Here is a 12,090-nt window from a genome sequence, read left to right as displayed (position 1 = left end):
GTTGCTCAGACCTTGTCGCCGATGTTGACCCGGGGGGCCGGGGCGCGCATCTTGCGGAACGTGATCGACCGCATGATCGCGTAGAAGTAGAGCGAGCCCAGCTTCTCGGTGCTCTTCGGGAAGCGCTGGCGGACCAGCTTCTTGATCTTCCGAGAGATCAGCACCGAGTCGATCAGGACGCCCAGCGCCAGCGCGCCCCAGAGCAGGTTGGACGCCAGCCGCACGACCGGCGGCATGGCCTGGTTGGAGCCGACCAGCACGATCAGCGCGCCGCCGAAGAACCAGGTGCCGACCGTACGCCGGGAGTCGACCACGTTGCGGGCCAGCAGGCGCTCCGGCCCCCGGTCCCGCGGACCGCCCTCGCGGCGGAACTCGGCGCTGGCCTCGGCGCGCGCCGCGCGGCGCTGCTCCCGGGCCTCCTCCTTGGTCAGCGGGCGGGCCGGCGCGGCGGCCCGGCGACCGGCGGCCGGACGCTTCGGAGTGGTCCGCCCCAACTCCTTCTTGCTGGGCGTGTAGCCCCGGGGGCGGGCGGCGGCGGACTCCTCGTCGGTCGTCACCGTGGTGACGGACTCCTCGACGGGGTCGGCGGACTTGCGGCGAAACAGCGACGGCACGCCGGCAAGGGTAGCCAACCGGTGCGGCCCGGCGCACATCGCGGTGCGCCGGGCCGGTGACCGGGTGGATCAGGGACGCTCGACGTGCGCGCCCAGGTCAGCCAACTTGGCCTCGAAGTCCTCGTAGCCCCGGTTGATCAGGTCGACGCCGTACACCCGGGAGGTGCCCTCGGCGGCCAGCGCCGCGATGAGGTGGCTGAACCCGGCCCGCAGGTCCGGGATGACCAGGTCGGCCGCGTGCAGCTTGCTCGGGCCGGCGATCACCGCCGAGTGCTTGAAGTTGCGCCGGCCGAAACGGCACGGGGTGCCGCCGAGGCAGTCCCGGTAGACCTGGATGTTGGCGCCCATCGTGTTCAGCGCCTCGGTGTAGCCGAGCCGCTGCTCGTAGACCGTCTCGTGGACGATCGACAGGCCCCGGGCCTGGGTGAGCGCGACCACCAGCGGCTGCTGCCAGTCGGTCATGAAGCCGGGGTGCACGTCGGTCTCCAGGGCCACCGCGTTCAGCTCGCCGCCCGGGTGCCAGAACCGGATGCCGCCCTCCTGGCCCGGGTCGCCGAGCTTCGGCGGCCGGGTGTCGGTGACCTCGTACTCGCCGCCGACGGAGCGGAAGATGTTCAGGAACGTCATCATGTCGGCCTGCTGCGCGCCGAGCACCTCGACGTGGCCGCGGGTGGCCAGCGCCGCCGCCGCCCAGCTCGCGGCCTCGATGCGGTCGGGGATCGGCCGGTGGGTGTAGCCGTGCAGCTTCTTGACGCCCTGGATCTCGATCACCCGGTCGGTGTGGACCTTGATGATCGCGCCCATCTTCTGCAGGATGCAGATCAGGTCGATGATCTCCGGCTCGACGGCGGCGTTGCGCAGCTCGGTGACACCCTCGGCCATCACCGCGGTCAGCAGCACCTGCTCGGTGGCGCCGACGCTCGGGTACGGCAGCGCGAACTTGGTGCCGTGCAGCCCGTTCGGCGCCGACAGGTGCAGACCCTCGGGGGTCTTGTCGACGGTCGCGCCGAACTCGCGCAGCGCCTGCAGGTGGAAGTCGATCGGGCGCGGGCCGATGTGGCAGCCGCCCAGGTCGGGGATGAACGCGTGGCCGAGCCGGTGCAGCAGCGGGCCGCAGAACAGGATCGGGATCCGGCTGGACCCGGCGTGCACGTTGATCTGGTCGGTGCTGGCGCTCTCGACGTTGGACGGGTCGAAGACCAGCTCGCCGTCCTCGGCGCCGTCGGTCACCTTCACCCCGTGCAGGCCGAGCAGCCCGCGGACCACCTCGACGTCACGGATCCGCGGCACGTCGAACAGCCGGCTGGGTGTGTCGCCGAGCAGGGCGGCCACCATCGCCTTGGACACGAGGTTCTTCGCGCCGCGCACGCGGATCCGCCCTTCGAGCGGAGTGCCTCCGTGTACGACCAGGACGTCGTCGGTCAACGCAACCTCCAGCGCGTTGGGTGTTGCCGTGTAGGTGAGGGCTCGCGATTGCTCATCGCTACCCGGATCGCGGCCATGGGAAAACCGGCACGCGTATGTCGTCGCCCCGGCAGCATAGCCCTCCGTGACGAGAATGGAATCGGTCACATCGCCAGCGGGGGCACGAACCGGGGTGTCCGGTACGTTTCCGTGCCAGCGATCTCACCGAGGGTGATCAGGCGCCGGGCAGCGCCAGCATCTGGTCCAGCGCCGCGCGGGCGTGCCCGGCGGTCTCCGGGTCCACCGTGATCTGGTTGACCACGCGGCCGGCGACCAGCTCCTCCAACGCCCACACCAGGTGCGGCAGGTCGATCCGGTTCATCGTCGAGCAGTAGCAGACCGCCCGGTCGAGGAACATGATCTGCTTGTCCGGGTGGGCCAGCGCGAGCCGGCGGACCAGGTTCAGCTCGGTGCCCACCGCCCACGCCGAGCCGGCCGGGGCCGCCTCGATGGCCTTGATGATGAACTCGGTGGAGCCCACCAGGTCGGCGGCGGTGACCACCTCGTGGCGGCACTCCGGGTGCACCAGCACGTTCACGCCGGGCACCCGCGCCCGCACGTCGTGCACGCTGTCGAGGGTGAACCGGCCGTGCACCGAGCAGTGCCCGCGCCACAGGATCATCTTCGCGTCGCGGACCTGCTCCGCGGTGAGCCCGCCGCCCGGCTTGTGCGGGTCGTAGAGCACGCAGTCGTCGAGCGAGAAGCCCATCTCCAGCACCGCCGTGTTGCGGCCCAGGTGCTGGTCGGGCAGGAACAGCACCTTGCGGCCCTGCTCGAACGCCCAGTCCAGCGCCCGCTTGGCGTTCGACGAGGTGCAGACCACGCCGCCGTGCCGGCCGACGAAACCCTTGATGTCGGCCGAGGAGTTCATGTACGTCACCGGGACGGTGTCCGCCGCCACGCCCAGGTCGGTCAGCGTGTCCCAGGCGGCCTCGACCTGCGACAACACGGCCATGTCGGCCATCGAGCAACCGGCGGCGAGGTCCGGCAGGATCACCTTCTGCGCGTCCGAGGTCAGGATGTCCGCGCTCTCGGCCATGAAGTGCACGCCGCAGAAGACGATGTACTCCGCGTCCGGGCGGGCCGCCGCCTCCCGGGCCAGCTTGAACGAGTCGCCGGTCACGTCGGCGAACTGGATCACCTCGTCGCGCTGGTAGTGGTGGCCCAGCACGAACACCTTCGTGCCGAGCGCCGCCTTCGCGGCGGTCGCGCGGGCCACCAGGTCGGGATCGCTCGGCGCGGGGAGGTCGCCCGGACACTCCACGCCACGCTCGGTGGCGGGATCGCTGCCGCGGCCGAGGAGCAGCAGCGCAGTGGCCGTGTTGGAGGGCTCAACCCAGGTCGAAGTCACGTCCCCATGGTCCCACAGCCCGGCCGCCGCGCAGCCGCCACGGATGTGGCCTGCCACACTGCTCGGCATGCGCGTGCTGCTCTGCCCGGACAAGTTCGCCGGAACCCTGCCGGCCCCGGAGGTGGCCGCCGCGGTGGCCGAGGGCTGGCGGACCGTCGCCGGAGACGACGACCTGCTGCTCCGACCACTCGCCGACGGCGGGCCCGGATTCGTCGAGGTGCTCGCCGGGGCGCTGCCCGGGCGGCGGTTGCCGGTGCCCACGGTCGACCCGCTCGGCCGTCCCGCCGCCGGTGAGATCCTGCTCACCGACGACGGCGTGGCGTACCTGGAGAGTGCGCAGGCGTGCGGCCTGCACCTGCTGTCCGCCGCCGAACGGGACCCGAAGGCCACCACGTCGTACGGGCTGGGACTGCTGGTCGCCGCCGCGGTCGAGGCGGGCGCGCGGACCGTGGTGCTCGGGCTGGGCGGCTCGGCCACCAACGACGGCGGCGCCGGGATGCTCGTCCCGCTCGGCGTCACCCCGCTCGACGTGGGCGGCCGGGCGCTGCCGTACGGCGGGGCGGCGCTGGCCGGGGTCGCCGCGCTCGACGGCGTACCCCGGTTGCGGGGCGCGACGCTGGTCGCCGCCACCGACGTGGACAACCCGCTGCTCGGGCTGCACGGCGCGAGCAGCGTCTTCGGGCCGCAGAAGGGCGCCGACCGGGCGGACGTGCTGCTGCTGGACGCCGCGCTGGAGCGCTGGGCGGCCGTGCTGGTCGAGACGCTCCCCGGGTGTCCGCCCGACCTCGGCGCGCTGCCCGGCGGCGGCGCGGCCGGCGGCCTCGGCGCGGCGGTGCTGGCCCTCGGCGGCCGGCGCGAGTCGGGCATCGGCCTGGTCACCCGCGCGGTCGGCCTGGACGCCGCGCTGGACGGCGCCGACCTGGTGATCACCGGCGAGGGTTCCTTCGACCACCAGTCGCTGCGCGGCAAGGTGGTGGCCGGCGTGGCCGGGGCGGCCCGCGACCGCGGTGTGCCGTGCGTGGTGCTGGCGGGACGGGTGAGCACCGGGCGGCGGGAGGCCGCCGCGGTCGGCGTGACCGAGGCGCACAGCCTGGTCGAGCACTTCGGCGGCGAGGAGCGTGGGGGAGTGGCGGCGGCGATGGAGCGGCCGGCCGAGGGGCTGCGCGCGCTCGGCGCCCGGCTGGCCGGCCAGTGGAGCCGCTGAGGCGTTCCGCTGGTCACGCCGCCGGGTGATCACGCCGACAGCGGCGTACGATCGGACACGGACCACCGGGAATACTGGCGGACGTGCGGCGTTGGCCAGTACGTCCGGACCTCATACCGCGCAGGGAGACTTCCACGTGACCACGCCAGCGCAGACCGAGTCGACCGAGGCCAAGGAGGCCCCCAGCACCGTCGTCCTCACCGACGTCGCGGCGCAGAAGGTCAAGGCCCTGATCGAGCAGGAAGGCCGCGACGACCTGCGGCTCCGCGTCGCCGTGCAGCCGGGTGGCTGCTCCGGCCTGCGGTACCAGCTCTTCTTCGACGAGCGGTCGCTCGACGGTGACGTCGTCACCGACTTCGGCGGTGTCGAGGTCGTCGTCGACCGGATGAGCGCCCCGTACCTGACCGGCGCCACGATCGACTTCGCCGACCGGATCGACGCCCAGGGCTTCACCATCGACAACCCGAACGCCGGCAGCTCCTGCGCCTGCGGCGACTCGTTCAGCTGAGTCGACGGGCCGAAACGCCTGCCGAACGGCGGAACCATCCCTTCCGGGATGGTTCCGCCGTTTTCGTTACTACGCGAACGTGCGGTGAACGGCCGGTTCACGACCGACATCGACCGGAGCGCCGGGACGCCCGGTAGTCTGACCGCGCCGTGCTCCCGACCACGAGGGTTGACATGAAGATCGCCGTGACCGGCTCGATCGCGACCGACCACCTGATGAGCTTCCCCGGCCGCTTCGCCGACCAGCTCATCGCGGACCAGCTCGACAAGGTCTCGCTCTCCTTCCTCGTCGACGAGCTGGTGCTCCGGCGCGGCGGCACCGCGGCCAACATCGCGTTCGGCATGGCCCAGCTCGGGCTGCGTCCGGTGCTGCTCGGTGCCGTCGGGGCGGACTTCGCCGACTACCGGTCCTGGCTGGAGCGGCACGGCGTCGACTGCGACTCGGTGCACGTCAGCGACGTGGCGCACACCGCCCGCTTCGTCTGCACCACCGACACCGACATGTGCCAGATCGCGTCCTTCTACGCCGGCGCGATGAGCGAGGCCCGCAACATCGAGCTGGCGCCGGTGGCGCAGCGCCTCGGCGGCCTCGACCTGGTGCTGGTCAGCGCCAACGACCCGGCCGCGATGATCCGGCACTCCGCCGAGTGCCGGGACCGCGGCTACGCCTTCGTCGCCGACCCGTCCCAGCAGCTCGCCCGCATGGACGGCGCGGACGTGCTCGGCCTGGTCGAGGGCGCCGAGTACCTGATGACCAACGAGTACGAGAAGTCGCTGCTGCAGAGCAAGGCCGGCCTGACCGACGAACAGCTGCTGGACCGGGTCAAGGTGCGGGTCACCACGCTGGGCAAGCACGGGGTGGAGATCGTCGGCCGGGAGATCGACACCATCCGGGTGCCGATCGCGCGGGAGATCCAGGCGGTCGACCCGACCGGCGTCGGCGACGGCTTCCGGGCCGGCTTCTTCGCCGCGCTCGACTGGGGCGTCGGGCTGGAGCGCGCCGCCCAGGTCGGCTGCCTGCTGGCCACCCTGGTGCTGGAGAACTTCGGCGGCCAGGAGTACGAGGTCCGACGGGACCTGTTCGTGAAGCGGCTCGCCGAGTCGTACGGGGACGCGGCCGCCGAGGACGTCCGGCCGCACCTGCTGTGAGCGTCCCGGCCGGCCCGACCGGCGGGGTGGGCCCGGCGGCGGTCCGCCCCGGCTCGGGCGGGGGGCCGGTGCTTGTCGCCTTTGCCGGGCTGCCCGGCGTGGGCAAGAGCACGCTCGCCGTGCGGGTCGGCGCCGCGCTGCGCGCCCCGGTCCTGCCGGTCGACCCGGTCGAACGGGCCCTGGGCCGCTACGGCCTGGTCGGCGACGTGCCCGGGATGGCCGCGTACGGCGCGGTCGCCGGGCTCGCCGAGGTGCAGCTCGGCCTCGGGCTGAGCGTGGTGATCGACGCGGTGAACCCGGTCGCGTCCGCCCGCGGCCTCTGGCACGACCTGGCCGAACGGGCCGGCGTCCCGCTGCGGGTGATCGAGGTGCACTGCGGCGACGAGGCGGAGCACCGGCGTCGGGTCGAGGCCCGCCCGGCCGCCGGGCAGGCGCCCGCGACCTGGGAACAGACGCTGGTACGCCGCGCCGAGTACGAGCCGCTGATCGGCCCCCGCCTGGTGGTCGACACCGCCGTGGCGGCCGACCCCCTCCCCGGCATCCTCGCCTACCTCACCTGACCCTCCTCCCCACCCTCACCCCCCCCCGCCGCCGAGCGCGCAGATTCACGGAAAGCGTGGCTTACGAGCCGGATTTAGCCACACTTTCCGTGAATCTGCGGGGGGATCGCGCGGGGGCGGGGGGCGGGGGGCGGGGGACTGGGCGCGGGGGCGGGGTCAGGGGATGCGGCGGATGTCGTAGGCGGGGCCCTGGTCGGGGTGGGCGGCGAGGAACTCGTGGCCGCGCATCCGGCAGAACGCCGGGATGTCCACGGCCGCGGCCGGGTCGTCGGCCAGCACCCGGACCACCGCCCCGGCCGGCAGGTCGGGCAGCCGGCGGGCCAGGTTGATCACCGGGAGCGGGCAGCGCTGGCCCCGGCAGTCGAGCACCTCGACCGGCTCGCTGTCCGCGCTCACGGGGTCACCTCTCGAGCCGGCCCGGCGAGCCCCGCAGCCGCGAGCATGCTCGCGTTCACAGGCCGGTCACCCCCGCCTCGGCGCGCAGGTCGGCGACGATGCCGGGCAGTTCGGCCAGGAACCGCTCCACGTCCGCCTCGGTGGTCTCCCGGTGCAGCGACACCCGCACGTTGCCGTGCGACAGCACCCCCATCGCCTCCAGCACGTGCGAGGGGCGCAGCGTCGACGCGGTGCAGGACGAGCCGGAGGAGACCGCGAAGCCGCGCCGGTCCAGCGCGTGCAGCAGCGCCTCGCCGTCCACGTACAGGCAGGAGAACGTCACCAGGTGGGGCAGTCGGTCCACCGGGTCGCCGACCACCTCCACGTCCGGCACCTCCGCCGCCACCCGGGCCCGGATCCGGTCCACCAGCGGCGCCAGCCGGGCCGCCTCGGCCGCCGCGTCGGCCACCGCCGCGCGCAGGCTCGCCGCCGCGGCCACCACCGCCGGCAGGTTCACCACCCCCGGGGTACGCCCCGACTCCCGCTCGTCGGCCGGGTACGGCGACTCCCACCGGGTGCCCTTGCGCACCACCAGCAGGCCGACGCCGGGTGGCCCGCCCCACTTGTGCGCGCTGGCGGTCAGCACCGACCAGCCCGCCGGCAGCGGCGCCCGGCCGACCAGTTGGGCCGCGTCCACGTACAGCGGGACGCCCGCCTCGGCGCACCGTTCGGCCGCGGCCGGCACCGGCTGCACGGTGCCGACCTCGTGACTGGCCCCGATCAGCGCGGCCAGCGCCACACCGGGGGCGGCCACCGCCGTCGCCCAGGCGTCCAGGTCCAGCCGGCCGAGCCGGTCCACGGGTACGGAGACCGCGTCGCCCCCGCCGGCGGTGTGCCGTTGGGCCGCGTGCAGCACCGCCGAGTGTTCGATCGCCGAGTGCGCCAGCGTCGTACCGGCCCGGCGTCGCCCGGCCAGTCCGCCCAGCACGGCGGCGTGCGCGGCGGCCGTACCGCTGGGGGTGAAGGAGAGTTCGTCGGCGCGGACGCCGAGTGTCTGCGCGGCGGCCTCCCGGGCGGCGTCGAGGAGTTGGCGGGCCCGGCGGGCCGGCGCGTAGAGCCGGGCCGGGTCGGCCCAGCCGTCGTCCAGGGCGGCCAGTAGCGCCTGCCGCGCGACCGGATGGAGCGGGACGGCGGAGGCGGCGTCCAGGTAGACGGGGGAGGCGCTCATGGTCCTTCACGCTATCGCCCGGGCCCGCCCACGATCTCCCCGAAGGGGGCGGACAGTGACCCCAAGACCGCCTGGCCCGCCATGGTCGAGTAATCTGCGACCGTCGGTGACGCCTTTGCCGTCGGTGTCAGGAAAACAACCGCCGCGGCGCGCTAGGGAGGCAGGACCAGGTGGTCGCAAGGAGTTCGGAGGTACGGCCGTCGGCCGTACGGCACAGCGCTTCCCCGGGGGCCGGTGGGCGTCGGCGGCGTGGTGCTGGTCGACTCGCCGGGCTCGGTCTCGGCGGAGCGGCGCTGCTGGTCGCGCTCACCGGCTGTGACGTCGGCAAGACCTTCGGCGGCTTCGGCTGGCCGCAGGGTGGCATCACGCCCGAGTCGCACCGGATGTACGACCTGTGGATCGCCTCCTGCATCGCGGCGCTGGCGGTCGGCGTGTTCGTCTGGGGCCTGATCTTCTGGTGCGTGGTCCGCTACCGCAAGCGCGGCAACGAGCTGCCGGTGCAGACCCGCTACAACCTGCCGATGGAGTTCCTCTACACCATCGCGCCGATCCTCGTGGTCTCCGTGCTCTTCTACTACACCGCGGTCGTGCAGACCGACGTGAACAAGGAGACGAAGAACCCCGACGTCACCGTCGAGGTCGTCGCGTTCAAGTGGAACTGGCAGTTCAACTACCGCGACGGCCAGGGCCGGGACGCGAACACGGTCGCCTCGACGCTGGGCACCAGCGAGGTCATCCCGGTGCTGGTGCTGCCGAGCGGCCGGTCCATCCGGTTCGAGGAGCAGAGCCGCGACGTCATCCACTCGTTCTGGGTGCCGGAGCTGCTGTTCAAGCGCGACGTCATGCCGGGCAACGTCCGTAACACCTTCGAGGTCTCCAGCATCGACCAGGAGGGCGCGTTCGTCGGCCGCTGCGCCGAGCTGTGCGGCAGCTACCACGCGTTCATGAACTTCGAGCTGCGGGTCGTCTCGCCGGAGAAGTTCGACCAGTTCCTGGCCGCCAAGAAAGCCGGCAACTCGACCCAGGACGCGCTCAAGGCGATCGGTGAGCCCGAGTACGCCACCGAGACCAAGCCGTTCGACACGCGGCGCAACACCGCGAACTTCAACCCGTCCGACGCGTCGGCCGGCGCGGGAAGCTGAGGGGTTCGGCATGAAGACCGAGTGGAAGATCTTCCTCACCATCGCCACGTTCCTTCTCGGCGCGACAGTGCTCTACGGCGCCTGGACGTACGGCGACAGCGGCGGTCACGTCGAGTGGGTCGGCACCGTGGCGCTGCTGCTCTCCTTCCTGCTCTGCGCGATGTGCGGTGGCTTCTTCTGGTTCGTCTCCCGGCGGATCGACCTGCGTCCGGAGGACCGGGCGGACGGCGAGATCGCCGACGGCGCCGGTGAGATCGGCTTCTTCAGCCCGGGCAGCTACTGGCCGTTCGGCCTGGCGCTGGCCGCCGCGATCGCCGGCCTGGGGCTCGTGTTCTGGCAGTTCTGGCTGCTGGGCCTGGGCCTGGTGGCGGTGGTCTTCGCCGCCTGCGGGCTGCTCTTCGAGTACTACTCGGGCACCCGCCGCACCGCCGAGCACTGACCCGCACCAGCTTCGCCGCAGGCCCGCGCCCCCTCCGGGGCGCGGGCCTGCCGCCGTTCCCACCCTCCGCCTCCCCTGCCTAGTCGATCATGAAGTTGGCGGCGTCGACTGTCCGAATTGTCGCCGCCAACCTCATGATCACCAGCCGTGGGCCGGGGTTGCGGGGCGGCGCGGGTGTGCGGGGGGGTGCGGGGGTGCGGTCAGGCGGCGTGGCGGTGGGCGGGGCGCGGCACGCGCCGGCGGGACCGCGTCGCGAGGCGGAGCGTGCCGGCGGCGATCAGCACCGCCGCGCCGCAGCCGGTGCAGGCCAGCTCCGGGCAGTCGGCGCCGTGCCCGTCGCCGCAGTGCGGCGTCTCGAACAGCACGACGCCCTCACAGATGTCGCAGTAGAGCTCGCGGTCCGACACGGGCGTCTCCTCTCGCTCCGGTGCCGGCCGGGGCGGGACGCCGCCGACCGACAGAGCTATCGACCGAAAACGGAAAATTACTCCCCTGTAGTTTGGCACGGGGGTCCGACAGCCACGGCTCAGGCGGAGCGCGCGACCTCCAGCCAGCGCTCAAGCGTGCTCGCGGCGGCGCCCGAGTCGACCGCCTCGGCGGCCCGGTCCAGGTTGGCCCGCAGCGCCTCGTGCAGGTCGCCGTCGAGCGGGCCCTGAGTGGCCAGCGCGACGGCGGCGTTCACCAGCACGGAGTCGCGTACCGGGCCGGTCTCGCCGGCCAGCAGCCGCCGGACCACGTCGGCGTTGTGGACGGCGTCTCCGCCCCGCAGGTCGGCGAGGGTGGCCCGGGGCACCCCGAGCTCCGCCGCGTCCAGCACCGACTCCCTGACGGTGCCCTGCTGCGCCACCCAGACCCGGGTCGGCGCGGCGGTGCTGAACTCGTCCAGCCCGTCCTCGCCGCGCAGCACGATCGCCGAGTCGCCGCGGGCCGCGAAGACGGCGGCCATCACCGGCGCCATCCGCCGGTCGAAGCAGCCCACCGCGCCCGCGCGGGGCCGGGCCGGGTTGGTCAGCGGGCCGAGGAAGTTGAACGCCGTGGGCACGCCGATCTCGCGCCGGACCGGACCGGTGTGCCGCATGCCGGGGTGGAAGCGGGCGGCGAAGCAGAAGCCGATCCCGGCCTCGGTGACGCAGCGGGCCACCTGCTCCGGAGCCAGGTCGAGCGGCACGCCGAGCTGCTCCAGCACGTCCGCGGTGCCGCAGGAGGAGGAGGCGGCCCGGTTGCCGTGCTTGACCACCCGGACACCCGTGCCGGCGACCACCAGCGCCGCCATGGTGGAGATGTTGACCGTGTGCGCGAGGTCGCCGCCGGTGCCCACCACGTCGAGCGCGGTGGCGCGCACCTCCTCGGGCAGCTCGACCGGCACGGCGCGGGTCAGCATCGTCTCGACCAGGCCGCCCAGCTCGGCCGGGGTCTCGCCCTTGGTGCGCAGCGCCACGGCGAAGGCGGCGATCTGCGCCGGCGTGGCCGAGCCGGCCATGATCTCGCCCATCGCCCAGGCGGTGTCGGCGGCGGAGAGCTCCTCGCCGCGCAGCAGCGCGTTGAGCAGAAGCGGCCAGGTCCGTTCGCCCATGGCGGGCCTCCCGAGCGGCGTGAAGTGAAGCGGTTGGGGGCGCGCCACGGCCGCGTCGCCGTGGCGCCGCAGGTGGATCAGGCCGCGGCGTGGGTGCGGCGCAGCAGCTCCGCCACGGTGCTGCCGGCGATCACCGGGTCCAGCGGGTGGGTCAGCGTGGCGTCGACCTCGGCGTACGCGGCGAGCCAGCGGTCCGCGGCGCGGGCCAGCACCACGCAGGTCGGCGGCGCGTCGTCCCGGTCGTCCTTGATCTGCCGGGCGATGCCGATGCCGCCGCCCGGGCTCGCCTCGCCGTCGAGCAGGAGCAGGTCGATCTCGTAGTCGTCGACCAGCCGGACGCAGCCGGCGTAGTCGGACGCCTCGACGAACTCGATCTCGATGCCGGGCGCCGGCCGGGTGCCGACGGCGAGCCGCATCCGGTCCCGGACCTTCGGGTCGTCGCTGTAGAGCAGGACGGTGCAAAGACGATCGCTCATCGTGACGT

At 73.4% G+C, this 12,090-nt stretch carries 14 protein-coding genes; 6 read left to right on the top strand and 8 right to left on the bottom strand.

Annotated features, from left to right (window positions below; all coding sequences use genetic code 11):
* Positions 1–5: 5 nt before the first annotated feature.
* From OG767_RS23945 to nadA, 3 genes are all read right to left on the bottom strand, one after another.
* On the bottom strand, positions 6–653 hold the full coding sequence (locus OG767_RS23945) for a DUF3043 domain-containing protein (RefSeq protein WP_405090602.1): 648 nt from the start codon (positions 651–653) through the stop codon (positions 6–8).
* Positions 654–683: 30 nt separating this feature from the next.
* Positions 684–2,039: a UDP-N-acetylglucosamine 1-carboxyvinyltransferase gene (gene murA, locus OG767_RS23940; RefSeq protein WP_107159977.1), complete on the bottom strand. Its 1,356-nt coding sequence runs from the start codon at positions 2,037–2,039 to the stop codon at positions 684–686.
* Positions 2,040–2,253: 214 nt separating this feature from the next.
* Entirely contained in the window at positions 2,254–3,429 is a 1,176-nt protein-coding gene (gene nadA, locus OG767_RS23935) for a quinolinate synthase NadA (RefSeq protein WP_405090601.1), read from the bottom strand.
* A 43-nt stretch (positions 3,430–3,472) separates the two neighbouring features.
* On the opposite strand from nadA, the gene OG767_RS23930 reads away from it, so the two are divergent.
* The 4 genes from OG767_RS23930 (at position 3,473) to OG767_RS23915 (ending at position 6,849) form a co-directional block, all read left to right on the top strand.
* Entirely contained in the window at positions 3,473–4,633 is a 1,161-nt protein-coding gene (locus OG767_RS23930; RefSeq protein WP_405090600.1) for a glycerate kinase, read from the top strand.
* A gap of 136 nt (positions 4,634–4,769) precedes the next feature.
* Positions 4,770–5,141 carry an iron-sulfur cluster insertion protein ErpA gene (erpA, locus tag OG767_RS23925; RefSeq protein ID WP_107159973.1) on the top strand — a complete coding sequence of 124 codons (372 nt, stop codon included), beginning with the start codon at positions 4,770–4,772 and terminating at the stop codon, positions 5,139–5,141.
* A 173-nt stretch (positions 5,142–5,314) separates the two neighbouring features.
* Positions 5,315–6,289 (top strand): carbohydrate kinase family protein, encoded by a 975-nt coding sequence (locus OG767_RS23920; protein WP_405090599.1) that lies wholly within the window; start codon positions 5,315–5,317, stop codon positions 6,287–6,289.
* Positions 6,286–6,849, top strand: a complete 564-nt coding sequence (locus OG767_RS23915) for an AAA family ATPase (RefSeq protein ID WP_405090598.1) — start codon at positions 6,286–6,288, stop codon at positions 6,847–6,849. Before OG767_RS23920 ends, OG767_RS23915 begins: the two co-directional genes overlap by 4 nt.
* A 156-nt stretch (positions 6,850–7,005) precedes the next feature.
* Here OG767_RS23915 and OG767_RS23910 read toward each other — a convergent pair whose 3' ends face one another.
* Positions 7,006–7,245 (bottom strand): sulfurtransferase TusA family protein, encoded by a 240-nt coding sequence (locus tag OG767_RS23910; protein WP_405090597.1) that lies wholly within the window; start codon positions 7,243–7,245, stop codon positions 7,006–7,008.
* 55 nt (positions 7,246–7,300) lie between these two features.
* Complete coding sequence (locus OG767_RS23905) at positions 7,301–8,452, bottom strand: cysteine desulfurase family protein (RefSeq protein ID WP_405090596.1); 1,152 nt, start codon at positions 8,450–8,452, stop codon at positions 7,301–7,303.
* A gap of 170 nt (positions 8,453–8,622) precedes the next feature.
* On the opposite strand from OG767_RS23905, the gene coxB reads away from it, so the two are divergent.
* A complete protein-coding gene (gene coxB, locus OG767_RS23900) occupies positions 8,623–9,594 on the top strand; it encodes a cytochrome c oxidase subunit II (protein ID WP_405090595.1) in 972 nt (323 codons plus the stop codon).
* A gap of 10 nt (positions 9,595–9,604) precedes the next feature.
* Entirely contained in the window at positions 9,605–10,033 is a 429-nt protein-coding gene (locus OG767_RS23895) for a cytochrome c oxidase subunit 4 (protein ID WP_281936746.1), read from the top strand.
* Between the two features lie 200 nt (positions 10,034–10,233).
* On the opposite strand, the gene OG767_RS23890 is transcribed toward OG767_RS23895, so the two are convergent.
* From OG767_RS23890 to OG767_RS23880, 3 genes are all read right to left on the bottom strand, one after another.
* Positions 10,234–10,440, bottom strand: a complete 207-nt coding sequence (locus tag OG767_RS23890) for a hypothetical protein (protein WP_405090594.1) — start codon at positions 10,438–10,440, stop codon at positions 10,234–10,236.
* A gap of 119 nt (positions 10,441–10,559) precedes the next feature.
* Positions 10,560–11,606, bottom strand: a complete 1,047-nt coding sequence (trpD, locus tag OG767_RS23885) for an anthranilate phosphoribosyltransferase (RefSeq protein ID WP_405090593.1) — start codon at positions 11,604–11,606, stop codon at positions 10,560–10,562.
* Positions 11,607–11,683: 77 nt separating this feature from the next.
* Complete coding sequence (locus tag OG767_RS23880; RefSeq protein ID WP_107159954.1) at positions 11,684–12,082, bottom strand: hypothetical protein; 399 nt, start codon at positions 12,080–12,082, stop codon at positions 11,684–11,686.
* Positions 12,083–12,090: the final 8 nt, after the last annotated feature.

The organism is Micromonospora sp. NBC_01392 (assembly GCF_045040125.1).
Classification (GTDB): domain Bacteria; phylum Actinomycetota; class Actinomycetes; order Mycobacteriales; family Micromonosporaceae; genus Micromonospora.
Note: the sequence above shows the minus strand (reverse complement) of the source record. Positions and strands in the feature narration are given on the sequence as shown.

Excerpts from the sequence above, each read along its gene's own strand:
- OG767_RS23945 (WP_405090602.1), bottom strand. The coding sequence starts at position 653 with ATGTGCGCCGGGCCGCACCGGTTGGCTACCCTTGCCGGCGTGCCGTCG.
- OG767_RS23930 (WP_405090600.1), top strand. The coding sequence starts at position 3,473 with ATGTGGCCTGCCACACTGCTCGGCATGCGCGTGCTGCTCTGCCCGGAC.
- OG767_RS23920 (WP_405090599.1), top strand. The coding sequence starts at position 5,315 with ATGAAGATCGCCGTGACCGGCTCGATCGCGACCGACCACCTGATGAGC.
- OG767_RS23905 (WP_405090596.1), bottom strand. The coding sequence starts at position 8,452 with ATGAGCGCCTCCCCCGTCTACCTGGACGCCGCCTCCGCCGTCCCGCTC.
- OG767_RS23895 (WP_281936746.1), top strand. The coding sequence starts at position 9,605 with ATGAAGACCGAGTGGAAGATCTTCCTCACCATCGCCACGTTCCTTCTC.
- trpD (WP_405090593.1), bottom strand. The coding sequence starts at position 11,606 with ATGGGCGAACGGACCTGGCCGCTTCTGCTCAACGCGCTGCTGCGCGGC.
- OG767_RS23880 (WP_107159954.1), bottom strand. The coding sequence starts at position 12,082 with ATGAGCGATCGTCTTTGCACCGTCCTGCTCTACAGCGACGACCCGAAG.